Origin of the sequence: Acrocarpospora macrocephala (assembly GCF_009687865.1) — a bacterium.
In the GTDB taxonomy this organism is placed as follows: Bacteria; Actinomycetota; Actinomycetes; order Streptosporangiales; family Streptosporangiaceae; genus Acrocarpospora; species Acrocarpospora macrocephala.
This window is the reverse complement of the sequence record NZ_BLAE01000013.1, coordinates 62,191-87,972: the sequence shown is the minus strand read 5'-3', so window position 1 is coordinate 87,972 and position 25,782 is coordinate 62,191. Positions and strand designations below refer to the sequence as shown.

Below are 25,782 nucleotides of genomic sequence, written 5' to 3'. Positions count from 1 at the left end.
GCTCTATTCGAGGCCTTCCAGCTCCGACCGGGCGTCCATCGGCGTCCACCACGGGGTGATCCCGAGGTCGGAGGCGATCACGCCCGCCCCGATATATCCGGCGCCGCCGGTGATCGCGCCATTCGGGTGGCAGGGCGAGCCCGCCATGTAGAGCCCGTCGATCGCCGTCCGGTATCCGAAATGGTTGTACATAACCTGATCGGAGGTCAGCGCACCCATGAAAATGTCGCCGTACCGCATGTTGGTGATCTCCTGCGTGTACTCCTTCGCCGTGTAGGTGTAGGAGCCCAGCACGTTGTCCGGCGTCATGTTCGGCGCATACTCACGCCATTTCTCGAGAATCGATTCCTGCAACTGGTCCCGCACGCCGTCGATCGCGTCCGGGTCTGAGTCGATGTCGTATGGCACAACCTGCCACGCATAGGCCGTGTGCTTACCCGGAGGCGCCTGCAGCGGATCCAGCACGGACAAAGCACCCGCCCCGAACTGCGCGTTGGACGGCACCTTCTTCTGCTCCACCTGGTCGTGCGCCTCAAGCAGGCTCGCGATCGTCTCCGAGCCGATGTTGTACTTCAACGCCGTGTCCACGTGGGGATCGAACGCCCCCGCCCGGTAACGCGGCGCGTCGGCGAGCGCGAGATGCAGGCCGAACAGCGTCCACGGGGTGTACTTGTGGTTGGCGACCTTCTCCCGGGTCTCGGCGGGCAGCTGCTCGCGCCCGACCATCTTCTCGAACGTCTGGTAGACGTCGATCGTGCTGGCCACGAACTGCCGCGCCTTGATCACGGTGCCGTCGGCGAGCTCCACCCCGGTGGCCCGGTTGCCCTCCACCACGATCCGCTCGACCTGCGTCTGGTTCCTGAACTCCCCGCCGCTGGCGATGAAGGTCTCCATGAGCGAGCGGGCCAGGTTCCAGCTCCCGCCCTGGGCCAGCTCGTAGCCGGTCGCCAGGTCGAAGGCGCGGATCAGCGAGCCGACCGGGCTGCCGGTGTTCAGCGCCTCGTGCAGGACCGTGCCGAAGAGGGAGAGCTTGAACAGGAAGAGCACCTTGACGTACTCGTTCTCGAACAGCTCGTTGACCGCGTCCAGCGGCTGCTTCTTGGTCAGCTCCAGGAACTCGCTGCCGAGCGCCGATCTGCCCAGCACCTCGGCCCGGTCGGCTTCGCTGAGGGGCGGCGCGAACCGCTCCTTCAAGAAGATCTTCTTCGTCATCTCCTCCGCCTTGATGTTCCATTCGCGGAAGGTCTTGGCGTCGCTGGCGGAGAAGCGGGCGATGTTGGCGGCGGTCTCGTCCAGGTCGCGGGAGAAGACGAGCGCGGAACCGTCGGCATGGGGTTGCGCGAACTCGTAGCGCGGCACGATGTAACGCATCTTCGCCGCCAGGTCCAGGTCCTTGAACCAGGGCGTACTGCTGATGCTGAAGTGGTTGATCGAGTGAAGGTTGTGGTAGAAGCCGGGGAGCGTGCGCTCCTCGGTCGAGAGCCCGCCGCCGTAGCCGAGACGCCGCTCCACCAGGAGCACGCGGAGGCCGGCCTTGGCCAGGTAGCTGCCCAGGATGAGGCCGTGCTGGCCCGCTCCGATGATGATCCCGTCGTACGCACTCGCCGACGTCATGAGGAAACTCCTTGCTCGATCTCTAAACGATCGTTATCAGTTGAACGTCATGCCGCCGTCGACCACGAGCGTCTGGCCGGTGACGAAGCCGCTTGCCGTACCGGCCAGGAAGGCCATCGCCCCCAGCAGGTCGGCGCTGGTCTGGCGACGTTTGATGGCCTGGCCCGCGATGATCGCCGCCACGTCGGCCGGCGTGACCGTCGCCCGCGGCACCTCGGTCTCGGTCGAGCCCGGCGCGATCGCGTTCACCGTCACGCCGCTGCCGCCCAGCTCGCGCGCCAGCGAGCGGGTGAGCCCGATGACGGCCGCCTTGGAGGCGACGTAGTGCAGGTAGCCGGGACGGCCCAGGAGCACGGCGCCGGAGGACAGGTTGATGATCCTGCCGTGCTCGGCGGCGCGCAGATCCGGCGAGAACGTGCGGCAGCAGACGAACACGCCGCGCACGTTCACGGCCATCACCCTGTCCCATTCCGGCACGGAGATGTCCTCGAAGGACTTCATCTCCAGGGTGGAGAAGATCGCGGCGTTGTTGATGAGGACATCGACGCGCCCGAACGCGTCCAGGATCCGCGTTCGGGCCGCGGCCATGGAGTCCTCGTCCGCGACGTCGGCCTCGACCGCCAGTCCGCGTTCGCCCAGGGAGTCGGCGACCTTTTCGCCGCCGTTGAGGTCGACTACGGCCACCCGGTATCCCTGTTCGACCAGGTCACGCGCCACGGCGGCACCGATGCCCTGACCGGCGCCCGTGACGACCGCCACCCGGCCGCTCATATCGCGTAGCCCGTGTCGGCGGAACCGGCGAACAGCTCATCGGGTGTACGCAACCGTTTGGCCAGCCCCTGGGCGTGGGAGTAGCGCAGGAATACCTCCAGGACGTGGCGGTTCGGTTCGACCCCGTACGACCAGTAGTCCTCGCCGAGCGCGGAGATCGTCTCGGCGACGTGGTCATCCAGCCAGGGCAGCATGACCTTCAGCGCGCTGCGGTACGCCAGGTCCTCCTTGGCGATCCGCAAGGAGGCCTGAAACGCCTTGGTCAGCGACCGGGCGGCCCACGGATGCCGGGCCAGGATCGCGCGTTTGATCACCACGGTGTGCATGATCGGGAAGATGCCCGTCTTCGCGAAGTACGCCTTCTCCGCGGCCTTCGGATCCGCGAAGAGCCGCCGGACGTCGGGGTCCCGGCCGAAGCACGACGGCACATGAGCGCTCATCAGGGCGTCGATCTCCCCGCTGGCCAGCATCGCCGACAGCGTCTGGCCGGGCCCGATCGGCTGGACCTTGAGCCCGTCCGGCAGATCGAGCGTGATCTTCTCCTCCCGCCCGGGCGTCTCGACCCCGCCGCTGAAGTACTGCGGGGAGAAGGGGTCGACCCCGTACTCGTCCGCCAGCATGCCACGCTGCCAGACACCGGCCGTGATCTGGTATTCCGGCACTCCGATCCGCCGCCCGGCGAGGTCGGCCGGCTGCTCGATCCCGCTGCGGGCGTTGACGAAGATGGACTGGTGGCGGAAGTAGCGCGACGGGAAGACCGGAATCGCCAGGAACGGCGGATCTTCCTGATCGAGCGTGAGGACGTAAGAGGACAGGCTCATCTCGGCGATGTCGAATTCCTGGTACCTCAGCTGCCGGAAGAACGTCTCCTCCACCGGCAGCGCGAGGAAGTTCAGGTCGATGCCCTCCGGCTTGACCCGGCCGTCCTGGAGCGCGCGCGTCCGGTCGTAGTCGAGGCAGGCGAAGGTGAGGCTGAGTTGCGTCATTACTTGGCGATCCAGGCCTTGTCGAATTGCAGGATCAGCTGCGAGGAGGGTTTGATGCCGTGCACGTTCTCCTGCCAGGCGACCATCTGCGCCGTCTGGGCCAGCGGCACGCCGGGCATCGTCTCGTTCCAGACCTGCTGCAGCTGGGTGACGATGGACTTCTTCTCCGCCTCGTCGCCGGTGGCGGCGAAGCCGAGCAGGAGCTCGCGGAGCTTGGCGCCGTCGTAGCCGATCGGGTTGCCCTCGCGGCCCACCCGGTCGAAGTACCGGGCGAAGACCTCGCCGGGCTCGTCGGGCACCGACCAGCCGTAGACCGCGATGTCGAAGTCGCCCTCGACGAGGACGCGCCGGATCAGGTCCTGCACGGTCTGCACGGGGGCGGATTCGACCTGGAAGCCGACCGCGTTGAGCATCGCCTGGATGGTCAGGCCCAGCTCGGGCTGGGTCGGCGGGGTGACCATGACGAGCTTGCCGTCGAAGCCGGCCGCCTTCGCCTGCGCGAGGAGGTCCTTGGCCTTGGCCTGGTCGAACGCGGGTCCGCCGACCGAGTTGGCCCAGCGGGAGCTGGACTGGAAGATCTCGGTGCCGGGCAGGCCCTGGCCGCTGTTGACGCGCTGGTCGATGACCTTGGCGTCGATGGCGTGCGCGATCGCCTGCCGTACCCGGACGTCCTCGCCGGGGCGGGGCTTGTCGCCGATGCCGTTGTTGATGAGCAGGATGGAGCCGGTGTTCATCAGGTCGACGTAGCCGCCGAACTTCCCGTCCAGGACCGTACGGATCACCTGCGGGCTGGTCAGGAACGCCGCGTCGGCCCCCTGGGTGTTCATCAGGTCCCCGAGCGCCTGCGGCGTGGCCACCGGCACGAACCGGAGCGTGTCCAGGTACGGCTTGCCGTTCCAGTAGTCCGGGTTCGCGCTCAGGACCAGCTCCTCGCCGGGCGACCAGCGCTCCAGCTTGAACGGCCCGGCTCCGACCGGGTTGCGGACGAATTCCTCACCGAACTTCTTCACCCCGGCCGGTGACACGATGTTGCCCGGCGCCTGCGCCAGCATGAACGGGAAGTCCGCCCACGGCCGGGAGAGCTTGAAGACGGCGGTCATCCCGTCGGCTGTGACCGAGTCGAGCGCGTCGTCCATAAAGCCCGCCCAGCCGCCTTTGGCCGCGATGTAGCGTTCGACGCTGAACTTCACGGCCGCCGCGTCCAGGGGCGTACCGTCGGTGAACTTGACGCCGTCGCGGAGGGTCACGGTCCACTCGGTGTTGTCGTCGTTGGCTTCCAGCTTCTCCGCGAGCTGGGGCAAGTACTTGCCCGAGGTGGCGTCGTAGCGGACCAGCGAATCGTAGAGCGCGGCGAGTTCCGACCCGCCCGCGCTGCCGGCGCCGAACTCGGTGGCCGGGTCGAGGTTGTCGACTTCCACGCCCAGGGCGTAGGTGAGCGTGCCGCCCTGCACGGGCTCACCGGCGGGGGCGTCGTTCTGCACGAAGCCGCGCGCGATCCCGGGGGCGGTGGCGCCCTGGCTCGGTGCCGACGCGGTCTTTCCCCCACCACCTCCGGAACATCCGGCCAGGAGGAGCGAGGTGGTGGCGAGAGCGAGGATGGCCCGGCGAGTGGTGGTTGTCATCTGGCTTTCCCTTCGTGGGAATCCCTAGTCCTGGAAGGTGATGATCGGGAGCAGCTTGTCCCTGTTGAGCGAGGACCAGATCGCCTCGTCGCCTTTTTCGAAGGGCAGCACGGGGTCCACGAGCGACATCGCGTCGAGGTAGCCCATCTCGATGAGCTTGGCCAGGCGCGGGATGTCCCGCAGCACGTTGCCTCCGCCGTAGGCGGCGGACAGGTAGCGCTTGCCGTTGTAGTCGAACGGGCCGGGGGCCGGCGTCCACAGCTTCGGATCGTTGGTCTTCTTGGTGACCCCGGTGTGCACGAAGAACCCGCCGCGGCGCGTCGCCTGCACGCCCTGGCTCACCAGGAGGGCCCCGGTGTCGTCGGCGGGCATGCCGGTGGTGGGGTTGCCGAAGGTGGCGCCCGCCGCCTCGAAGACGTGGTCGGCTCCGGTGCCGCCGTAGAAGCCGACGATGGGCTTGCCGCCCGCCGCCATGTTCTCCGTCTCGGGGCGGCACAGCTCGTGGATGCGCTCGACCAGGGTGTCCCCGATCTCGTCGGTGTTGAGCACCACGTGCGCGCCGGCCTTCTTCGCCGCGTCGAGGCGGTGCGGGATGCGCTCCGCCGCGATGATCAGGCGCGCGCCGGCCATCTTCGCGGCCTGGATGATCGACAGGCCGAGCGGTCCCGCGCCGAGCACGGCCACCGTGGACGCGATCTCGATCCGGGCGCCGATGAGCCCGAACGTCCAGCCGGGTCCTGGCACGCACGCGAGCGTCGCGAGCTCGACGTTGGACAGGGTCGACTCGTTGACCGGAACCACCCACGGCTCCGGGCAGACGGCCAGCTCGGCGAAGCCGCCGGTGTGGTCCTGCCAGACCGGGGTGCCGTCCTCCAGCTCGGCGAACGGCGGCGCGTCCGGGGTGGCGAAATCGAGGTCGTTCTTGTGGCCGCAGGCGTGCCACTCGCCGCGGACGCAGCTGTAGCACGTGCCGCAGGCGGGCAGGACCGGGGTGACCACCTTGTCGCCGACCTTGACGCGGCGCACCTGCGGGCCGACCTCGACGACGACCCCCATCGCGCCGTGGCCCGGGCTGCGGGCGCGACCGGCGTGGCCCGGGATCTGGTCGGCCGAATCCAGGACGTTGGACACGATTGTGTAACATGCTTGGGCCGCGAGGTTCCGTACCACCACATCGGTGGGCCGTCGGGGCCGCAGTCGCATCGGGAGGATTTCCAGGACGTTGCCGTGTCGCACCCAGCCTCGGAATTCGGTGGGGTCGTCGGTCATGTGATTTCCCTTTTCTGGTCGGCATCGTCGCGGTCGAACGCGGGACGATCCGGTGCTGAGCGTCGCGGCGGGGGGCGGGGGCTCGCTGCCGCTGCCCTGTCCATGCACGTCAGCCTTGACTCGTCCCGAGCATATGGTTCGGCTCATCGGCGCCAGGAAAGGGCCCGAGAGATTCTGGCGGACAGAATCTTCCGCCGCTGAGGAGGCGGGGACGCTCCGTCTCCGGCCCTGCGGTCCGCCCTATCCGGCCTGATGGCAGCGGGGATGTGGAAACGGGCGGCAGGCTCTTTCTAACAGGCAGAAATCTTGAGATGCGCTCTGTCGCGCCAATTAACGCGATTGTCATACTCCGGACATGGAGCCTACTGTCGCGTATCCCATCGAGTCCGTCGGGAATGCACTTCGGCTGATCCATCTCCTGCGGGACTCCGGGGAGATCAGGGTCACCGACGCGGCCCGCGCCCTGGGCGTGGCGCCCTCCACGGCGCACCGGTTGATGGTGATGCTTGTTCATCATGGTTTCGCCGAGCAGAACGCGCGACGGACGTACCAGCGGGGGTGGGCGCTGCGGGGCGCGGTGGCCGCTCCGCCGGGGAACGAGCTGGCGGCCCTCGCCCACGATCATCTGGTGGAGCTGAGCCGGCGGCTCGGCGAGACCGTCCATCTGGTACGGCTCCAGGGCACGGCGGCCATGTTCCTGGACGGGGTGGAATCCGTCAGGCGGCACCAGGTCCATGTGACCTCACGTGCGGGAATGTCCATGCTGGCGCACTGCACCGCCGCCGGTAAGGCCATTCTCGCCCGCCTCCGGCCGACCGAGCTGGCGGCGCTGTATCCGCGGGGCCTTCCGTTGACGTACGGACCGGGGCCCTGCGATATGGGCACGCTCAAACGGCAGCTGGCGGTGATCCGCCGTAACGGCTACTCCGTCAACGACGAGGAGAGCGAGCGCGGCCTGATCGGGATCGGCGTCTGCGTGCTGGACGCCGACGACCAGCCCATCGCGGCCGTGGCGACGGGCATCCCGCTGCTGCGCTGCCCGGACGCGCTGATCCCCGATATCGCGTTCGAGCTCGCCAGGACCGCCCGCGCCGTCGAAGCGTCCCTGGTCCCCCTGCCGACCGAGCACCGGACCGTCGGCTAGGCCACTTCGTGGCAGGCGATGAACTGATCGTCGCTCTTGCGCTCCAGCCGCGGCTCCTCGACGGCGCAGCGCGGGGTGGCCAGCGGGCATCTGGTACGGAACCGGCACCCCGACGGCGGGTTCAGCGGTGACGGCAGATCCTGCCCCGCCGGAGCCTTCGACGGCACCACCCGGCTGGAGCCGACCGTCGGCACCGATTCGAGCAGCAACTGCGTGTACGGATGGTGGGTGGCGGGCCGATCCAGCGCCTCCACGTCCAGCACCTCGCAGACCTTGCCGAGATACATCACGAGGATCCGGTCGCTGATGTTCTTCACCACCGCCAGATCGTGCGCGATGAACAGCATGCTGAGCTGCCGCTGCGCCTTCGTCTCCCGGAGCAGGTTGAGCATCTGCGCCTGGATGGACACATCCAGGCTGGACAGGATCTCGTCGCAGATGAGCAGGTCCGGCTCCATGACCAGGGCACGCGCGATGGACACCCGCTGGCACTGCCCGCCGGACAGCTCGTGCGGGCGGCGGTTCCACACCACGTCCGGATCCAGGCCCACCGCGTCGAGCACCTCGCGGGCGTCGCGATCGCGCGATTTCGCCGTGCCCCGCCCCCAGATCGAGGCGCCCTCCTGAACCAGGTCCTTGACCTTGCGCCGCGGGTTCAGGGACGCCACCGGGTCCTGGAAGACGATCTGCATGGCGACCCGGCTGCGGCGCAGCGCCTTCTTGTCGAGCGAGCCGAGATCGAGGGCGTTGAGCTGGACCGCGCCGTCGGTGGGCGCCGGGAGGTGCATCACCGCCCTGGCCACCGAGGACTTTCCGCAGCCGGACTCGCCGACGATGCTCAGCGTCTCGCCGGGCAGCACGTCGAAGCTGACGCCGGAGACCGCCTGCACCCGCTGGTCGCCCTTGGTACGGAACTCCACCACCAGGTCCTTGACGGTCAGCCGGGCGCCGCCGTCGCGCAGGTGCGCCTTACCTGTTCCGGCCATTGACCTCTCCTCCCTTGGGGGCGACGGGGTGGAAGCAGGCGAGCGTGCGCCCGTCCGTGGTCTGCTCGACGGGTGGCTCGAATTGGCGGCACCGCTCCTGGACATTCGGGCACCGTGGCGAGAAATGGCATCCTCCGCGCCAGCGGGCCAGGTCCGGGGGCCGCCCCGGCACGGTGGTGAGAACCGTACGCGCGGGGCTGTCCAGCTGGGGAGTGGAGGCGAGCAGGCCGCGTGGATACGGGTGGTGCTGGTGGCGGAAGAAATCCTCCGCGGCGGCGCTCTCCACGATCCTGCCCGCATACATGACGGCCACCCGGTCGCTGCGGCCCGACACGATCCCCAGGTCGTGGCTGATGAGAATGGTGGCCATCTTGCGTTCCTGGCACAGCACGGCGAGCAGGTCGAGCACCTGCCGCTGCACGGTCACGTCCAGCGCGGTCGTCGGCTCGTCGGCGATGAGCAGCTTCGGGTCGCAGGACAGCGCCATGGCGATCATCACGCGCTGCCGCATACCGCCGGAGAGTTCGTGCGGGTACTGGTCGAACCGCCGGGCCGCCTCGGGGATGCGGACCATGTCGAGGAGCTCGACGGCGCGCTTGCGTGCCTCGCTCCGGCTGAGTTCGCGGTGCTGGCGGAGGGTTTCGGTGAGGTGGATCCCGATGCGCTTGACCGGATTGAGCGAGCTGAGCGGATCCTGGAAGACCATGGCGATCTCCGCGCCGAGCAGGGCGCGCCGCCGCTTTGGCGAGGCTTGCAGTAGATCCGTGCCGTCGTACTCGACGGTGCCGTGCACGGCCGTGGTGCGTGACGGGGCCACCAGCCCCATGATCGTCCGGCCGAGCACGGACTTGCCGGAACCCGACTCGCCCACGATGCCGAGCGTTTCACCGGCCTGCAGATCGAAGGAGACGCCGGCGACGGCGGGGACGGCGCCGCGCGCGGTCTGGAACACCGTCCGCAGGTCGCGGACGTGCAGCAATGGTTTGATCACAGTTTCACCTGCCGGGTGTCCCACACCTTGCGCAGCCGTTCACCGATGAGGTTGAACGAGAAGACGGTGAGGAAGAGGAAGAAGGCGGGCACGATCACCAGGAAGGGATACTGCTCCATCTTGCCGTCCTGGCCTTCGGCGATCATGTTCCCCCAGGTGGGCTGGGGCGGCCGGATGCCGATGCCGAGGAAGCTCAGCGACGCCTCCGCCACGATGAGCGCCGAGATGTAGATCATCCCGAGCGGAATGATGGCCAGGGCCACGTTGGGCAGGAGCTCCCGCAGGATGACCCGGCTCCGCCGGGCTCCCAGCGCCCGCGCCACCGTCACGTACTCCCGCTGGGACAGCGCCAGCGTCTGCGCGCGGGCCACCCGGATCATGCCCGGAACGGCCACCAGCGACAGGGCGATCACCATGTTCTGCGGCGTCGGCCGCAGCACGCTGGCCAGGGCGATCAGCATGATGAGGGTCGGCACGGCCAGCAGCGAGTTCGTGAGCACGCCGATCACCACATCCACCTTGCCGCGCAGGTAGCCCGCGGTGATTCCCACTATCCCGCCGACGGCCATGCCGATCAGTACGGCGCTGATGCACACCACCAGGGAGATCCGCGCCCCGTAGATCACCCGGGCGAGGAGGTCCAGGCCGAGCGCGTTGGTGCCCAGCGGATGCGCCGAGGCGAGATCGGGGGGCGCGTAGATCGGCTCGGCCAGCGTCAGCGCGGAGTCCTGATGCTCACCGAGCGGCAGCAGCGGCGCCACCAGCGCCACCACCGCCAGCGTGAGCAGCCAGAGTCCGCACATCAAGGTGAGCACGTCGAAACCGGCGCCGCGGGGCCGGGTCTCGGCGGCCGGACCGGGCGGCGCGGTCGTCGCGCCGGCCGCTGGAGGAGTGATGGCCGAGATGGGCTCAGTTCTGGGCACGGCGAATCCTCGGGTCGACGATGCTGTACGCGGCATCGACTGCGGTGTTGATCACGACATAGGTAACCGCGATGACGAGCACCGCGCCCTGGACGATCGGCAGGTCGCCCTGCCCGGCGGCGTGCACGACCAGCGAGCCCATGCCCGGCAGCGAGAACAGCGTCTCGACGATGACCGTGCTCCCGATCAGCGAGGCGAGGGCGAGCCCCACGACGGTGATGATGGAGTACGACGACGGGCGGAAGGCGTCGAACAGCATGATCCGCCAGGACGGCATCCCCTTGGCCCGGGAGGCCAGCACGAAATCCTCCTGGAGCGTGTTCACCAGGTCGCTGCGCAGCAGCCGGGTGAAGGTGGGAATCTCCAGTAGCGCGATCGTGAGCACCGGCAGGAACGCGTGGTAGAGGTTGTCCGGCACCGAGTCGGTCAGCCGTACCCAGTGCGCTCGGGGGAACAGCTCGAACTGGTTGACCGCGATCGCGATCAGCAGCAAGCCCGCCACGAAGCTCGGCACCGACAGGATGCCGAAGGTGATCGCGCTGACGATCCGGTCGACCACGCCTCCAGCCCGGTAGGCCGACACCATGGCCAGCGGAATGGAGATCACCAGGGCCAGGATCAGCGCCATCACCGCGAGTTGCAGGCTCACCGGGAAGGCGGACGCCAGGCGGCTCGACACCTCGCTCTGCGGGGGGATCAGCGAGGTGCCGAAATCCCCCCGGATCACCGCGGACAGCCATTCGACATACCTGCTCAGCAGGGGATCGTTGAGTCCGAGTTCCTGGCGCACCTGCTCGTACGCCTCCGGGGGATGGCCCTCGCCCAGGATCGCCACCGCGGGATCACCCGGGAGGAGAGCCGACAGCATGAACGTGCCGAAGCTGACGATCAGCAGCACCGCCAGCAGTTGCGCGGCCTTGCCGGCGGCCCGGCGAGCACGCTTCGGTCTAGGTGCGCGGCGCGGCGCCTCGACGTCGTTGACCATCGCTCTCCTTCTCTGAACGCTCTCCTTCTCAACGTGCGGGTCAGGCCCGCAACGCCCCCATCACGTTCACGGACTTGACTTGGGTGAAGCTGAGGAGCTCGTCGAGACATTCCTCCCGGCCGATGCCGGAAGCCTTGACCCCGCCGTACGGCACGCCGGGGAAGTGCTGGGACGAACCGTTGATCCACACGAAGCCGGCCTCCAGCCGGTGCGCGAGCCGGTGGGCCCGGTTCAGGTCCCGCGTCCACACGCTCGCCGTCAGGCCGAAGTCCAGGCTGTTGGCCAGCTCGACGGCTTCGTCCTCGGTGCTGAAGGTGAAGATGCTGAGCACGGGACCGAAGATCTCCTCGGTGGCCACTCTCATGTGCGCGCTGACCTGGGACAGCACCGTCGGCGGGTAGAAGTAGCCGGAGCCGGTGTCCGCGGGGCCGCCGCATTCGAGCAGCGCCCCGTCGCCGACCGCCTCGTCCACGAGCTCGCGTACGCGGTCGCGTTGCTGGGCTGACACCAGCGGTCCCACCTCGGTGGACTCGTTCAGGGCCGGGCCCACCCGGAGCGCGGCGAACGCGGCCACCACGTCCGCGCGGACCCGATCGGCGATGCTCGTGTGCAGCAGCAGCCGGGAGGTGGAGCCGCAGGACTGGCCGGTGCTCGCGTCCAGGTTCATGCCGCGCACCGCGCTGTCGGCGGCGGCGTCCAGATCCGCGTCCGGGAAGACGATCATCGCGTTCTTGCCGCCGAGCTCCAGGCTGACCGTCTTCACCGCCGACGAGGCGGCGGCGGCCTGGATGGTCCGCCCGGTCCGCTCGCTGCCGATGAAGGCCAGCCGCCGCACCCGGGGATGCGCCACCAGGGCCGCGCCGGTCTCGGGGCCGCGCCCGGTGACCACGTTCACCAGGCCCGGGGGCAGGACCTGCTGGGCGAGCTCGCCGAACCGCAGCGCGGACAGCGGCGTCTGGTGCGCGGGTTTGATGATCAGCGCGTTTCCGGCGAGCAGCGGGGCCGCCGATTTGCCCACCGCGAACATGACCGGGTGGTTGAAGGGCAGGATCCGGCCCACCACGCCGTACGGCTCGCGCCGCGTGTAGTGGAGGTGCTCGGCCGAGGCCGGAATGACCTCGCCGGTCAGCTGCAGCGCCCAGTCAGCGAACATCCGCAGCGAATCGGTCGCCCGCTCGACGTCCAGGGCCATCGAGCGCAGCGGGCTGCCGAGGTCCACGGCGTCCAGGACGGCGAGTTCGAGCGCGTGCTCGTCGATCAGCGTGGCGAGCTCGCGCAGCAGCCGGGCTCGCTCCCGGGGGGCGATCCCGGCCCACTCCGCGCCCGCCTTCGTGGCCGCTCTGACCGCACGGTCGATGTCGTCTTCGTCGCCGTCCGGGACGTACGCGAGGAGGGCCTGCGTGCTCGGGTCATAAGTCGGATATGTACGGCTGGAGACCGCCTCGACGAGCCGGCCGCCGATCGCCAGTCGCCACGGGTGATCGGCGATCTTGTCGACCAGGCTCTTGATAACGAGCTGGTCGATCGCGGTACTCGTCACGGATGAACTCCAGATGATCGTCGGGGAAGGCGGTCAGGCACCGGAACCGGCCAGGGCCCGCGCGCTGAGGTAGCCGAACGTCATGCCGGCGGCCAGGGTCGCCCCCGCTCCCGGATACCCGGTACCGAACGCGCTGGCGGCGACGTTGCCGCAGGCGTACAGCCCGCCGATCGGCCCGCCGAGGGCACGCAGCACGTTCCCGGTGGCGTCGGTCACGGGACCGCCCTTGGTGCCCAACGCGCCCAAGTGGATCTCTACGGCGTAATACGGCCCATCCTCCAGCGGACGCAGATTGCGATGCGGGCTCACCTTGGCATCGCCTCGGTAGGTGTCATAAGGCGATTCGCCCCGATGGAACTCCGGATCCACCCCACGCGCCGAATACTCGTTGTACCGAGCCACCTGATCGACGAGCCCGTCAGCGTCGATCCCGACCTTCTCCGCCAGTTCGGCGATCGTGTCCGCAGTCGGCATCCAGGACGGCGTGGGCGTATCGGGAGTGCAGGTCGCCACCGAATACGACGCCCTGAACCGCTGGTCGAAGATCAGCCAGCAGGGCTGGTTGGCGTAGCGATACTCCTGCGGATCGAAGGTGCTCAGCGCCTTGCACAGGTCGTTGTAGTTCATCGCCTCGTTGACGAAACGACGGCCACGCCGGTTGACCATGATGCCCCCGGGCAGCGCGCGCAGGCTGCTCGTCGGGCGGAACAAGGGCGCGCCGTCATAGGTGTCACCCTTGGCATGAATCGTCGGGGTCCACCAGGCCTCGCTCATGTTGCCGAGCGCGGCACCGACGCCCATCGCCATGCGCAGCCCGTCGCCGGTGTTGGCGGGCGGGCTGGCGGGCGAGTCCATCGGCTTGCCGAGGAACTGGGTGACCAGCTCCTGATCCCACTCGAATCCGCCGGAGGCGAGGACGACGCCACGCCGGACGTCGATCCGCGTCCGCTGGCCGTCGAGGTCGACATCGATGCCGGAGATATTGCCATTCGGCCCAAGGAAGAGTTCCCTGGCGGGGCTGGACACATGGACGCGCACCCCGAGCTTGAGGCATCCGTGCAGCAGCGCTCCCACGAGGGCGGCTCCCATGCCGACGATCCCCCGGGAGACCCGGTCAGCGATCAGCGCCCAGTCCCAGCGATCGAGCGTGTCCTGCCCCCAGGCGTCCACCTCCAGGCGGGTGATCGGTACCCCGCTGTGCGGGGAACGCAGCTTGTCCTTGAAGTCACCGAGCAGGGTGGAGTCGAACAGGTCGCCCTGGATGGTCCGCCCCCCGGCCATCGCGCCCGGCAGGCTCGGCTGGTAGTCGGGGTGATCCAGGTTCGCCTCGAAGCTGATCCCGGTGTGCTCGACCACGGTGTCCAGCATCGGGTTGACCGAATCGAGGAACGTGGTGAGCAGCTTCTCGTCCACCTGGCCCATGGTGATCTCACGCAGGTAGGTCAGGGCCGAGTCGAGGGAGTCGGGCTGATCCGTGTGATACCGATTGGCGGGCGCCCAGATCGATCCGCCCGACACGACGCTCGTCCCCCCGATGACCGGCGCCTTCTCCACGACGATGACCTGCAGGCCCTCCGCCGCCGCCACCAGCGCCGCGGTCAGGCCCGCCGCACCGGATCCCACGACTACGACATCAGTGGTTGTCATGATCCCCTCCAAGGGCGTTCCGGATGCGGGTGCAGATGTCGTCCGCCGCCGGTTTCAACATCGGATTCATGAGTAGTTCGAGCATGGGAGCCATCGGCCCGCCCGGGCTGACCTCCAGCGCGAACGTCAACCGGCTCCGCGCCTCGCCAGTGGGCGGTTGAGCCGCGGGAACCGCGCTGCTCTGGGCGCGGCCGCGAATGATCCGGCTGATCAGGCGGAACCAGAACCGCTGCCATCGGGACGGCGTCACGATCACCGCGGGCACGGGAGCACCATCGTCCGCCGCGTCCAACCGCGCCACCCGAAAGGAGCCGCTACCGGTGAGCCGCTCGGTGAGCCCGGTCAGTTCGAACTCGGCGACCTCATTCGGCACCTGCCTGACCAGATCGACCTGGATGTCCACCTCTCGGGCAAGAATCCCGACATCGCCGCGGAGCGTCCAGATAGTACGGCTCTCGTCAACCACCTGGAGCTTCTGAAAGCCGATCACATACTCGGCCCAGTTCTGGTAGTTCGCCATGTACAGCCACAGCTCCTCGACACCGATGTCGAGGTCAACCGACTGCTGCCCGCCGATCATGTATACGATCCGATCTTGCTGGTACGGACATTCGACCTGAAACCGGGCTGACATCGAAAACGATGACGGCCATGCGGCTGAGCCTAGAGGCGCCCCAGATGACCGGTTCCGGTACACCTGGGCAGTTCTGTTGTCCAGAAGATCGGGCTAAGGGGCCTGCTCGGCGAAACTCCCCGCCGAGCAGGCCGTGACGCTAGCCGACGTGCGGGACCTGCAGGGCCTGCGGGACTTGTGGGACCAGCGGGGCATGCGGGGCATGCGGGACTTGCGGGGCGTTCGACAGCCGCAGGCCGATGGTGGTGGCGGCCGCGGCGGTGCCGATGGCGATCATCCACCCCCAGGGCCCGAGCGGGCGGCAACCGAACAGGGTGCTCACGCCAGGGATCGTGACGATCAGAGCGAGGGCGCCCAGGGAGACGGCCCCGGCCGCCAGGATGGTCCGGTCGCCACGACTGATCGTCATCGTCTGCATCAGCTGCGCCGACACCAGCGCGACCAGGGCGACCGTGCTGGTGTTCCAGCGCGGGCCGATCATGCCGTCGAGCAGCGCGGCCGCGGTGGCGGCCGCGGCGGTGACGCCCGCGCGGAGCGTGATGTCGCGGCCCAGCGGCTCGCCCAGGGAAGCCTCGGGGCCTTCGGCCAGCAGCTGCTCGGGGCTGGTTCCGGCCGGGGGCCGTACCGCCACCGCCAGCGCCGGAAGCATGTCGGTGAGCAGGTTGACCAGCAGCAGCTGGCGGGCGTTGAGGGCGGCCGTGCCGCCCAGGGCGCCCGCGCCGACGGTGTAGGCGACCTCGCCGAGGTTGCCGCCGAGCAGGATGGCCAGGGCGTCGCGGACCGAGGTCCACATGGCGCGGCCTTCGGCGATCGCGTCGGTGATGGTCTCGATGCGGTCGTCGGTGACCACCACGTCGGCCGCGCCGCGAGCGGCCTGGGTCGCCCCCTCGCCGAGAGCGATGCCCACGTCGGCGAGGCGGATGGCCGGGGCGTCGTTGGCGCCGTCGCCGGTGACCGCGACCACCCGGCCGCTGTCGCGGAAGGCCTTGACGATGCGTACCTTGTGGGCGGGGGTGGTCCGGGCGAACACCGCGACCTCCGGCAGCACCTCGGCCAGTTCCGGATCCGACAGGGCGTCGAGATCGGCGCCGGTGAGGATCCGGCCTCCGTTGAGGGCGTTGAGCTCGGCGGCGATCGCCTCGGCGGTGCTGGGGTGATCCCCGGTGACGATGACGTGCCGTACCCCGGCTTGCTGCAGGCGGGCCACGCCCATCGCGGCGGTCGCCCGGACCGGATCGGCCAGGGCGAGCAGGCCGAGCAGGGTCAGCCCGTCGATGCGTGACTCGTCCAGGTCGCGACGGTTGGAGGCGGGCCGCTCGGCGACCGCGAGCACCCGGTAGCCCTGGCGCGCCAGCCGGTCCACATTCTGGTAGAGCTCCTCGCGCTCCTTGTCCCCGAGCGGCACCTCGGCGCCGTCGATCAGCCAGCGCGCGCTCCGCTCCAGCACGATCTCGGGTGCGCCCTTCACGCTCAGCCGCTGCTCGCCGCCGTCCACCTTGCCGAGGGCGGCGTGGTAGCCGCGCCCGGGCTCGAACGGCATCTCGTCGACCAGCTGCCAGGCGCCGATGCCGACGTCGGCGCGGGCCGCGCCGTCCACCACGGCCCGGTCGGTCGGGTGTGGCAGCGCGTCGCCCGGCGTCGGGCAGGCGCGTACGGCGGTGACCAGCACGCGGCGCAGCTCTGGAGTGAGCCGGGAGAGGGGCGAGTCGGCCCGCCCGTCGCTCACCCGGCGCAGCCGGATACGCCCCTCGGTCAGGGTGCCGGTCTTGTCGAAGCACAGCACGTCCACCCGGCCCAGCGTCTCGATCGTGCCGGGGTTGCGCACCAGCACGCCGCGCTTGGACAGCCGTTTCGCCGACGCCAGCTCGGCCACCGTGGCGACGAACGGCAGCCCCTCCGGCACGGCGGCGACCGCCAGACTCACCCCCTGCCCCAGAGACGCGCCGAGCGTGCGCCCGCGCAGCAGGTCCAGCACGATCAGCAGGCCCCCGGCGCCCAGCGACAGCGGCAGGATCCGCCGGGTGAGCTCGTTCAGCCGGGCTTCCACGCCCCCGGCCGGCGGACCGTCCATGGCCGTCCTGGCGCTGCGCCCCGCCTCGGTCGCCTCGCCGGTGGCCACCACCACGCCGACCCCGGAACCGGCCGCGACGATCGTCCCCTGGTACGCCATGGAACGCCGGTCGGCCACGGTGTCGGCGGACACCGGGCGGGCGGTCTTGGGCACCGGCAGCGACTCCCCGGTGAGGGCGGACTCGTCCACCTCCAGGTTGTCGGCCTCGATCAGCCGGCAGTCGGCCGGCACGGAGTCACCCGCCTCCAGCTCGACCACGTCCCCGGGGACCAGGCGGTCCGCCGGCGTCTCGAGCATCTGGCCGTCGCGGCGCAGCCGGGCCTGTACGGCGGTGGTGGTCAGCAAGCTGTGCAGCGCGCGGTCGGCGCCCTGCCGCTGCACGCCGCCGATCAGCGCGTTCACCCCGAGCACGCCCCCGATGAGCGCGGCGTCCGCCACCGAGCCCACCACGGCCGAGACCGCGGCCCCGGCCGCCAGGACCGGAGTGAGCGGATTGGCCAGCTCCTCGCAGAAGATCTTGAAAAAGCCGGGCGGGCCGCCATTGGCAGGGGGAGCGACCCGGCGGAGTTCGGCCTCGCCGTCCGGCAGCCCTTGAATAGTCGTGCGCAACCGGTCGAGCACGGCTCCGACCGGCATGATGTGCCAGGGCGTGGGGTCATGCGGGATCGGCGCGGGCCGCCGGAGCATCTGCCGCGCCGTCCACATGCCCGTCGCGAGCGCGATTCCCGCCGCCAGGTTGACCGTCACGAAAGCCGTGCGGCCGCCGCCGGGCGTCGCCAGGCCCAGCAGCACCGCGCAGCACGAGCCGGCCAGCGCGAGCCGCACGCTGCGCTTGCTGGTCTGCCGGGCCGCGCCGGCCGTGCCGAGCAGCAGCACCGCCCCGGCCAGGTCGCAGCTCACATCGGCGGTCCACCGCTTGTGCTTCGCCGAGGCGATGCCGACGCCGAGGTCCGCGGCGGCCAGCGCCGCCCGGCCGGCGGCCGAGACCACCGCCACGCCATGCCCGTCGACCTGCAGGGCGCGCACCTCCGCGGCGAGCCGCCGCCCACCGGTGAGGGTGCCGGTCACGCCGAGCCGATGCCCCGCGTCTCGCGGTCCACCGGCCAGCAGGACGGTCCCCGCCGATCCGGCCGCCTCGATCAGCGCCTTGGCCAGGGGGTGCAGTTCGGCGATCATGGCCACGTGGGCGACGGTGCGCCCGTTCCTGGTGAGCGTGAGCGTGTCGTGCTGCGTCCCGCTCGGCTCGACGGCCCAGGCCGCCTGCTTGCGCCGTTGCCATGGATCGGCCGGATCGACCAGTTCATGGATGACCGCGTGCACCTCCGCGGGATCGTCGTCCGGGCCGAGCTCGGACACGCGGTGCACCGACCAGTTCCCGGTCAGCAGCGTGTCGGCGTCGACGACCACGGTGTCTATCCGGTCCAGGCGGCGCAGCGCCCGGTGGTCCAGCACCAGCACGTCCCGCTCGGCCAGGCCCCGGCCGAGCTCGGCGCCGAAGCCGTCCCGGCCCAGCCGCGCGGCCTTCGGCGCGGCCGCCCCCAGGAAGGCCAGGTCACGTCCGGGAACGCGGCTCAGGATGGCCGTCAGGCCGTACGCCGCGAAGGCCACGGGAATGGCCCGGTCGCTGTAGCTCTCGATCGGGCCCGGCGGAAGCGGGACCGGGCGGTCGAGCCGCACGCGCGGCTCGGAGCGGTGCGAGACGGCGTTGACCGCGGCCCTGGTCCAGGCGTGGTGGTGGGCCCGGGATTCGGCCAGCAGCAGACCGGCGCCGGCGGTGTCGATCAGCTGGCCCACGGGGCGGAACGACAGCACGTTGGCGAGCGTGGTCGAGATCCCGAACAGGGCGTCGGTGGGTTGTTCCCCGAACCGCCTGGCCAGCACATTCCGCAGCCACGGGTAGGAGTCGGCCAGGGCGACCGCCAGCGGCACCGCCGGGGGCAGCCCGCGTACACCCGCCAGGCGGCCGGCTGCCGACACTCCCAGCCCGGCCAGCCGTACCCCGAATCCGAGCATTGCCGCGGGCGCGTCCGGCAGCGCCACCCCGCCGGCGTATGGCGCGTTGTCCAGCGCGTGCTCGCGCTCCACCTCTTCGATCAGCCCGATCAGGCTGTCCTCGTCGAGCGCCTCGCCCGCCAGGAAGACGTATCCCAGCGCCCGGTTGACCTCGGTCCGCGTCACCCCGCCGGTCGCCTTGAGGCGCCGTTCGAGTGCTTCGACCGCGGGCTCCATGCCAGGCAGGTGCAATCCCCGCACGTGGACGCAGAGGCCGCCCGCTTCGGCCGGCCCGCTGCGCCGCCCGCGTCGACGGCCCGGGACCGGCAGGGAATCCACCATCGTGCCCAGCCTGCTGGCTTCGCCCCGGACCAGCTCGGGAACCGGCAGCCATCGCACCATACCGATGGCCAAAGTCAGCATCTGCCCGAACATGCCACGACCCCCCAAGACACCGAAGCTCTCGGGGGAAGATTTCTGATGTTAGGCCATACGAAAGGCTCGCCAGGCGATCTACCCGGCGAATCCTTCAGGGTTGGCGCAATGATGACACTTGTCACCCATGCCCTTGAAGCGGACAGGGTGGGTGAGACGGCTCTAGGCGGTCGCGGGGCCGCACTTCGGGGCGAACTGCCGCACGGCGGTCTGGATCAGAACCTGGACCAGGTGGGCGACGAACGCCTCGAGCGCGATGACCGCCGCCTTGGCGAGCAACGAACCAAGGAAACTGGGCATTGGGGACCTCTCATAGACGACGTGACATTTTCTACCACAGTTCACCCAAAAAGAGGACATAATCTTCATGCATCTGTACGTGCGGTGAACATCCGGTGACCTCTTGGGTCGGGCTGGTACGGCTGCGTCTGTGCTGGTCCAGGGTCATTGAACCCCGATATTTCGGCATATACGACCTCAAAAGTGAACGTTGATCATGCTCTTCCGGGTCCACGCGGGAACGATCGCAGAGTGTCGCAATCGATGGGGGAAGAGGGGGCTATGACTGTCACCGAGACCAAGAACCGGTCGATGAAGGGCACCGTCGAGAAGGCTTCGATGGCGAAGGGAGGGCCGGACGAAGAGCTGCTGGAGCTCAACCTGCCGATGGTCAGCCTCCAGGTGCACCGGCCGCACATGCACGTCCCGCACATGGACACCTCGTGGGCCGAGCGCATGATGCGGACCGGAAGGGCGGCGATTCCGCCGCCGGAGCAGCTGGTCTACTACGGCGGACTCGGCGTGCTCGCCGTCCTCGGCGCGGTCGAATGGCCGATCGCGGCGGCGATCGGGGTAGGAACCATGATCGCGTCCCGGGCCGCAGGCGGCGCGAAGATGGCCAAACCGATGGCCAAACCTGCCGCGAAGCCCGCACCACCGGCGAAGACGCCGGCACGGCCGACCGCCAGAGCGAAGGCCGCCACGAGGCGCGTCCGCAAAACCGCGTGACGCCGGGTCGAACGGCACAGGCGTGCCCGCGAACCTGGGTGACGCCGGGTCGAACGGCACGAGGCGTGCCCGCGAACTTGCCTGATGCCGGGTCGAACGGCATGAGGTCTGTCCGTAAGTAGGCCTGACCGCTGGCCGATGGAGCGGCCCTGGCGGGGACGCCGCTGTGGTCGTCCCCGCCCTTCGCTTGATCGTTATGCCCGGGTGAGCTCGACGCACTGCTCCTGCCCGAGAACCGTCGCGCACATCGTGATCCTGTTCTGGTCGATCACCCGCCATCGCGCCGGTACGGGATTCTGCGGCTCGCACGTGCCGAGATCGATGAAATACAGCGAACCGGTGTAGTCGGGATCGCGGCCCTTGACCGTCCAGGTCCGGGTGCCCGCGCTGACCGTGCAGTCGTCGGTGACGGTCAGATCGTCGGCGAGCGTGCCCGCGTAGGCCTGCTCGCCGGTGGCCGTCACCTCGACGACCGAGGCGGGCTCGCCGGACTGCCACCGGCCGAGGATGGCGGGTTCGGCCGAGGGCAGCGTCTTGTCGTCGCGGCCATCGCTGCCCACCGGGCGGCGGATGCCCTTGCCGGTGTCCACGTTCAGCAGGGAGAACGCGCGGATCCGCCGCTTCGGCGGCTTGACCCGGGTCGCCTTGCGCTTGTCGAACCGCAGGCGCCACTCGGGCTGGACGATGATGTCCGGCTGGACGTCGTCCAGGGTCGCCTGGGGCTCGGCCAGCGGGTTGCCGCAGTTGCACTTCACGACCGGCTGGCCCTGGTCATCGGCCAGCACGCCGATGCCCGCCTGGAGCAGGGCATCCACCGCCGTGCTCACCCCGCCGGCGAAGCCGTGGTTGCGCACGAGGGTGTCGTTTCGCAGGATCACCGGGGTCAGTTTCTTGATGTAGTCGCGGATGCCCTTGACGGGGATCTTCCGCACGGCAGCCCAGGCGGTCGCCTTCGCGAGGTTCCTGGGATCCGTGAGGAATCTCGTCAGCAGGGCCTTGTCGCAGGTTCGCTTGCGTAGCGAGCCGCCGTACAGGCCGGGGGTGTCGCCAGGGCGGAGACCACCGGTGGGTCCCGGCGTGATGGGCTTCTCGGGGATCGGCAGTTCGAAGAACGGATCCTCGCCGATGGTCTCGACCGCGATGGCGATGATCTCGACACTTTTCGCAAGGGCCACGCAGCCCGTGGAGAGCAGCAATAGAAGCACGGTCAGTGCCGCGGCTGTTTTTCTCATGCCTCAAACGCTCCGCCGCGGCAGCGCGATCAGCCTGAGTAGTTCATTACTCAGAAATTCAGGCGGGGAGCACGATTGAGCCGACGCGCCGGCCGTCGTAGTGCACGGAGAGTAATCAATCCGAGCCCTACACATTGACAAAAGGGCTGGCTGATCAGTTACAGATTGGCGAATATGACGCCGTCCGGGGGATAGCCGTGTTGAGTGTTAGCCGTTTGATTCCGAGGTTCCTGGCTGGTTCGGCGGGGAGTGCACGTGCGGCGTTTGCAATTGGCCATGGTGATGATGGCCGTCGCCGGGCTGACGATGACAGGCAACGTCGCGGCCAATCAGGTTCTCAACGACGGGCAGTTGAGCTGGACATGGGCGTACCTGGCATTCGCGTGCACACTCACCGGAATGTGGGTCGCCGTCGTCAGCCAGCCGGCCAGCCCGTCGGGGGAGCGGATGCCCTGGCTGCCGCATCGGGCTTATCGGCGGCAATTGCTGACGTCCGTCGCCCGGATGGAGACGGTGGGGGTGTCCACCTCCAGCGTGTACGTGCTGCGGTCACGGCAGGTGTATGTGGACCTGGCCCTGTGCCCGCGCCCGCAACAGGACATCGCCGGCGACACGGGGGTTGTCTCCCGTGACCAGGCGGCGAGGCTGAAGCGGGCCTCGCTGCGGGAATTCATCGACCAAGGAGGCCCGGGGCATGTCTTCGCGGTGATCGGCCGGCCGGGATCGGGAAAGACCACCTTGCTCCGGCACGAGGCGATGGCGATGTGCCAAAGCCGATCGGGGTGGCGTAAACAACTGCCCGTCCTGCTCTACCTGCGCGATCACACGAAGGAACTATTGAGCGAGGATCCCGCCGACCTGCCGGATATCGCGGTAGCGGCGAGTTGGTTGCACAAAATGATCCCGGCCTGGTGGCTCGCCCGCCAGCTCGACCGGCGCAATTGCGTGGTCCTTTTCGATGGGCTGGATGAAATCGCCGACGAGGATCACCGCAAGCGCCTCGTCTTCTGGGTGAGCAAGCAGATCGCCCGCTATCCCAGGAGCACGTTCGTCATCACCTCACGCCCCTATGGCTACTTGTCCAACCCGCTCCCCAGCGCGGAGGTCCTCCAGGTTCAGCGGTTTACCGCCGACCAGATCTCCCAGTTCCTGCACCGCTGGTACCACGCGGTCGAGCATCGTGCGCGCCACGACCCGGAGGCCGGCCATTCCCCGGAGTCGGCCGAGGACATCAGGCGGATGTCGGAGGAGAAGGCCGAGGATCTCCTCACCCGGCTGCGCCGCCAGCCCGCTCTCTACGATCTGGCCGCGAACCCGCTCCTGCTCACCATGATCGCGAACGTGCACTACTACCGGGGCGCGCTGCCCGGAACCCGGGCCACCCTCTACGCCGAGATGTGCGACTCGCTCCTGCACCGCCGCCTGGAGGTCAGGAACCTGACCGACCTCACCGGCCTGGACGGTCCGCGCAAGGCCATCGTCATCGAATATCTCGCGCTCCACATGATGTGCGCGCACGTGCAGAGCATCACCGCCGACGAAGCCCGAGCGGCGATCGAGGAACCCCTGAAAGCCGTCTGCGAGGAAGGGGCCGTCTCTCCTGACCTGTTCCTGGCCGAGATCTGCAAGACCGGCGTGCTCGTCGAGCGCGAACGCGGTGTGTACGCCTTCGCCCACCTCACCCTGCAGGAGTTCCTGGCCGCCGCGCTCATCAGGGAACAGCCCGACCGCCAGGCCCTGCTCATCGACAACGTGGACAACCCGTGGTGGCGGGAGACCACGCTGCTCTGGGCGGCGGACGCGGACGCCACCGGCCTCATCGAGACCTGCCTGGCCACCGGCACCATCCGCGCGCTGACGCTCGCCTTCGACTGCGCGGGCAACAACCCTCGCCAGATCCAGCCGGCCACCCGAGCCCGGCTCAACCAGATCCTCACGGTCGAGGACGCCCGGCCCGAGCACCAGAGGCTGGTCGCCGCTGTGATCGCCGCCCGGACGCTTCGCGAGGTCATCTGGCTCGACGACGCGACCGCGGTGTGCGCCAACCCCGTCACGCGCGAGCTTTGGGATCGGTTCGCCCAGCATGAGCGGACGCACGGGTGGCATCCGCCCACCCAGACCGCCCCGGCGGGCGGCTTCGCCGTCGGGGTGCTGGCCGACGACGCGCGCCGGTTCGTGAGCTGGCTCAACGGTCTTTTCGACGACGGCACGAGTTATCGTCTGCTCGTCCCGGCCGAGGCCACCCACACCAACATCAAGCTGATCCCCTCAACCGCCATCCACACCCTGTGGATAAAGGACAAGAGGGAACTTCGACTTCACCAGCCGGAGTCCGTCGCCTGGCCGTACGCCCCCACGATGGCGCAGCTCACGCGGTTTCCCGGTGCCATTCTCGAGCACGGCCATCTGTTCATCCGGATGATCCAAACCGGGGCGAGCCTTGCGGATCTGCGCCGATCGCTGACCTACACGCACATCCTTCTCACCGAGCATCCGCACACGCCGCTCCGGCAGTTCCTCCTCGCCATCGACATCGTCGAGAACCTTTCCCGCAGCTCTGATCGGGCCGACTACTTCCGTATCCACGCACGAATCGGCGCGCTCAAGCTCGACCGTGCGCCCGCCCGCGACCTGGCCGGCGCCTTCAACCAGGAGCAGAGTCGAGAGCGGGTGCTCGGCCTCGCCCGGGCTCTCGCCCAAGATCTTTCCCGTGATCTTGACCTGGCCCTCCTCCTCGCCCTCGATCGCACCTTCGACCTCGATCACGCCCTCGACCTCGCCCTGGACCGCACTCTGCACCGGGGGATCGGTCCCGACCGGGTGCTCGCTCTCGATCGCATCCTGGACCGCATCCTCGAACAGGAGTACGTCCTGGACGAAGGGCCCGCTCTCGACGCCGATCCCGACCTGTTCCTGGATCTGTCGATCGGGCTGAAGCCCGATCGCGCCTATGCTCGCGCGATCGCCCGGGCATTCGGCCCCAGCCAGCAATTCAGATCAGCGAGAAAGCTCCTGGCGATGACCGTCGCCTGCGGCGTTCTCCGGCGGGGGGCCTGCACCGGCTCCTCCCGCCGTTCCGGCAGATCCTTCGCGGATTCCCTCACCGATCTGCTGTGCTCGTCATTCCCCGCCATGGCGCGCTCCGCCGAGGACCCCGCCAGCGAGCTACGCGACATACTGAGCCGGCTGAGCCCGCAGTGCCGCGCCGATCCGCATCTCGCGATATTGATCGAGAACGCCCAGCGTCTGATCGATCCGCTCCTGAATCGCAGCGCGCCCCTCAGCCGGAGTGTTCTCATCTCGGCCGCCACCGCGCTGCTGGCCGGTCTCGCCATCCTGCGCACCCTGCCGGGAGAACAGAAACCCGCCGAACGCCTGGCAAGAGTCCTGGGCACCCTGATCGTCCTCGCCGAAGACCAGGACCCCCGGCCGCCCAACGAGATTCTCCTCCTAGCCCCTATCTCCTGAAGCCCCTGATAGGGGGCACGGCCCGGCGCCGCCGAGTACGGTGTACGGCTGGACGAGGGTGAACTCGCAGGCGGGGATGCTGCTCTCCACGCCGAGGTCGGGGATGGTGAGGATGGTCATCGGCTTGTCCTCGGCGATGTGCGACCCGGTGTAGTCGACCGTTCCCGTCACGCCGGGGTGGGAGCCTCGGGTGAACTCCTCGACGAGAAGGGCGCGGTCGAACGGACGCGAGGTGTCCCTGGGGGTGACCGGGGTGAGCTTGCGTGCCGCCGTGACGAGCAGCATCGTCGCGTCGTAGGCGGTGCCGACCCGCTCGCCCGCCCACAGCAGCCCGTTCGGCAGCCCGGTCAGGGCAGGTTTGACGTGGTCGGTGTAGACCGGGTGGTAGCCCGAGCAGAACTTTCGCAGCGAGCGGTCTGCGGCCGTCCGGCATCGCCGGGTAGTAGAGCTTGACCTTCGTGGCG

The 25,782-nt window shown here is 69.1% G+C and carries 19 protein-coding genes; 3 read left to right on the top strand and 16 right to left on the bottom strand.

Going from position 1 to position 25,782, the window contains the following annotated elements; genetic code table 11:
• Positions 1-3: 3 nt before the first annotated feature.
• Genes Amac_RS12915 through Amac_RS12895 form a run of 5 tightly spaced genes read right to left on the bottom strand, consistent with a single transcriptional unit; the run spans position 4 to position 6,262 of the window.
• Positions 4-1,614, bottom strand: coding sequence for a phytoene desaturase family protein (locus tag Amac_RS12915; RefSeq protein ID WP_155354587.1), 1,611 nt, complete (start codon positions 1,612-1,614; stop codon positions 4-6).
• Positions 1,615-1,650: 36 nt separating this feature from the next.
• Complete coding sequence (locus Amac_RS12910) at positions 1,651-2,373, bottom strand: SDR family NAD(P)-dependent oxidoreductase (RefSeq protein WP_218041045.1); 723 nt, start codon at positions 2,371-2,373, stop codon at positions 1,651-1,653.
• An 8-nt stretch (positions 2,374-2,381) separates the two neighbouring features.
• Positions 2,382-3,371 (bottom strand): PhnD/SsuA/transferrin family substrate-binding protein, encoded by a 990-nt coding sequence (locus Amac_RS12905; protein WP_155354585.1) that lies wholly within the window; start codon positions 3,369-3,371, stop codon positions 2,382-2,384.
• Complete coding sequence (locus tag Amac_RS12900; protein WP_155354584.1) at positions 3,371-4,993, bottom strand: ABC transporter substrate-binding protein; 1,623 nt, start codon at positions 4,991-4,993, stop codon at positions 3,371-3,373. Before Amac_RS12900 ends, Amac_RS12905 begins: the two co-directional genes overlap by 1 nt.
• 24 nt (positions 4,994-5,017) lie before the next feature.
• Positions 5,018-6,262 (bottom strand): alcohol dehydrogenase catalytic domain-containing protein, encoded by a 1,245-nt coding sequence (locus Amac_RS12895; RefSeq protein ID WP_170322457.1) that lies wholly within the window; start codon positions 6,260-6,262, stop codon positions 5,018-5,020.
• A 355-nt stretch (positions 6,263-6,617) separates the two neighbouring features.
• On the opposite strand from Amac_RS12895, the gene Amac_RS12890 reads away from it, so the two are divergent.
• Entirely contained in the window at positions 6,618-7,406 is a 789-nt protein-coding gene (locus Amac_RS12890) for an IclR family transcriptional regulator (RefSeq protein WP_155354582.1), read from the top strand.
• Here the strand turns inward: Amac_RS12890 and Amac_RS12885 are convergent.
• The 9 genes from Amac_RS12885 to Amac_RS12845 form a co-directional block, all read right to left on the bottom strand.
• Positions 7,403-8,392: an oligopeptide/dipeptide ABC transporter ATP-binding protein gene (locus Amac_RS12885; protein WP_155354581.1), complete on the bottom strand. Its 990-nt coding sequence runs from the start codon at positions 8,390-8,392 to the stop codon at positions 7,403-7,405. The genes Amac_RS12890 and Amac_RS12885 overlap by 4 nt on opposite strands.
• A complete protein-coding gene (locus tag Amac_RS12880) occupies positions 8,376-9,383 on the bottom strand; it encodes an ABC transporter ATP-binding protein (protein ID WP_246268291.1) in 1,008 nt (335 codons plus the stop codon). Before Amac_RS12880 ends, Amac_RS12885 begins: the two co-directional genes overlap by 17 nt.
• Positions 9,380-10,306, bottom strand: a complete 927-nt coding sequence (locus Amac_RS12875) for an ABC transporter permease (RefSeq protein WP_246268290.1) — start codon at positions 10,304-10,306, stop codon at positions 9,380-9,382. The genes Amac_RS12880 and Amac_RS12875 overlap by 4 nt, the downstream gene beginning before the upstream one ends.
• The gene (locus Amac_RS12870; protein WP_155354578.1) at positions 10,293-11,291 is read right to left on the bottom strand and encodes an ABC transporter permease; all 999 of its coding nucleotides are present in this window, start codon (positions 11,289-11,291) and stop codon (positions 10,293-10,295) included. The genes Amac_RS12875 and Amac_RS12870 overlap by 14 nt, the downstream gene beginning before the upstream one ends.
• 40 nt (positions 11,292-11,331) lie before the next feature.
• Entirely contained in the window at positions 11,332-12,831 is a 1,500-nt protein-coding gene (locus Amac_RS12865) for an aldehyde dehydrogenase family protein (protein ID WP_218041044.1), read from the bottom strand.
• A 33-nt stretch (positions 12,832-12,864) separates the two neighbouring features.
• Positions 12,865-14,478, bottom strand: a complete 1,614-nt coding sequence (locus Amac_RS12860; protein WP_155354577.1) for an FAD-dependent oxidoreductase — start codon at positions 14,476-14,478, stop codon at positions 12,865-12,867.
• Positions 14,465-15,058: an SRPBCC family protein gene (locus Amac_RS12855; RefSeq protein WP_155354576.1), complete on the bottom strand. Its 594-nt coding sequence runs from the start codon at positions 15,056-15,058 to the stop codon at positions 14,465-14,467. Before Amac_RS12855 ends, Amac_RS12860 begins: the two co-directional genes overlap by 14 nt.
• 193 nt (positions 15,059-15,251) lie before the next feature.
• Positions 15,252-19,598: a cation-translocating P-type ATPase gene (locus Amac_RS12850; protein WP_155354575.1), complete on the bottom strand. Its 4,347-nt coding sequence runs from the start codon at positions 19,596-19,598 to the stop codon at positions 15,252-15,254.
• 174 nt (positions 19,599-19,772) lie between these two features.
• A complete protein-coding gene (locus Amac_RS12845) occupies positions 19,773-19,910 on the bottom strand; it encodes a hypothetical protein (protein ID WP_155354574.1) in 138 nt (45 codons plus the stop codon).
• A gap of 261 nt (positions 19,911-20,171) precedes the next feature.
• On the opposite strand from Amac_RS12845, the gene Amac_RS12840 reads away from it, so the two are divergent.
• Complete coding sequence (locus Amac_RS12840; protein WP_155354573.1) at positions 20,172-20,618, top strand: hypothetical protein; 447 nt, start codon at positions 20,172-20,174, stop codon at positions 20,616-20,618.
• Positions 20,619-20,812: 194 nt separating this feature from the next.
• Here the strand turns inward: Amac_RS12840 and Amac_RS12835 are convergent, their stop codons facing one another.
• Positions 20,813-21,850: a DUF6777 domain-containing protein gene (locus Amac_RS12835; protein WP_155354572.1), complete on the bottom strand. Its 1,038-nt coding sequence runs from the start codon at positions 21,848-21,850 to the stop codon at positions 20,813-20,815.
• Between the two features lie 255 nt (positions 21,851-22,105).
• Between Amac_RS12835 and Amac_RS12830 the strand changes: the two genes are divergently transcribed.
• Complete coding sequence (locus Amac_RS12830) at positions 22,106-25,318, top strand: NACHT domain-containing protein (protein ID WP_155354571.1); 3,213 nt, start codon at positions 22,106-22,108, stop codon at positions 25,316-25,318.
• On the opposite strand, the gene Amac_RS12825 is transcribed toward Amac_RS12830, so the two are convergent.
• Positions 25,301-25,603, bottom strand: coding sequence for a hypothetical protein (locus Amac_RS12825; RefSeq protein ID WP_155354570.1), 303 nt, complete (start codon positions 25,601-25,603; stop codon positions 25,301-25,303). The genes Amac_RS12830 and Amac_RS12825 overlap by 18 nt on opposite strands.
• Positions 25,604-25,782 lie beyond the last annotated feature (179 nt).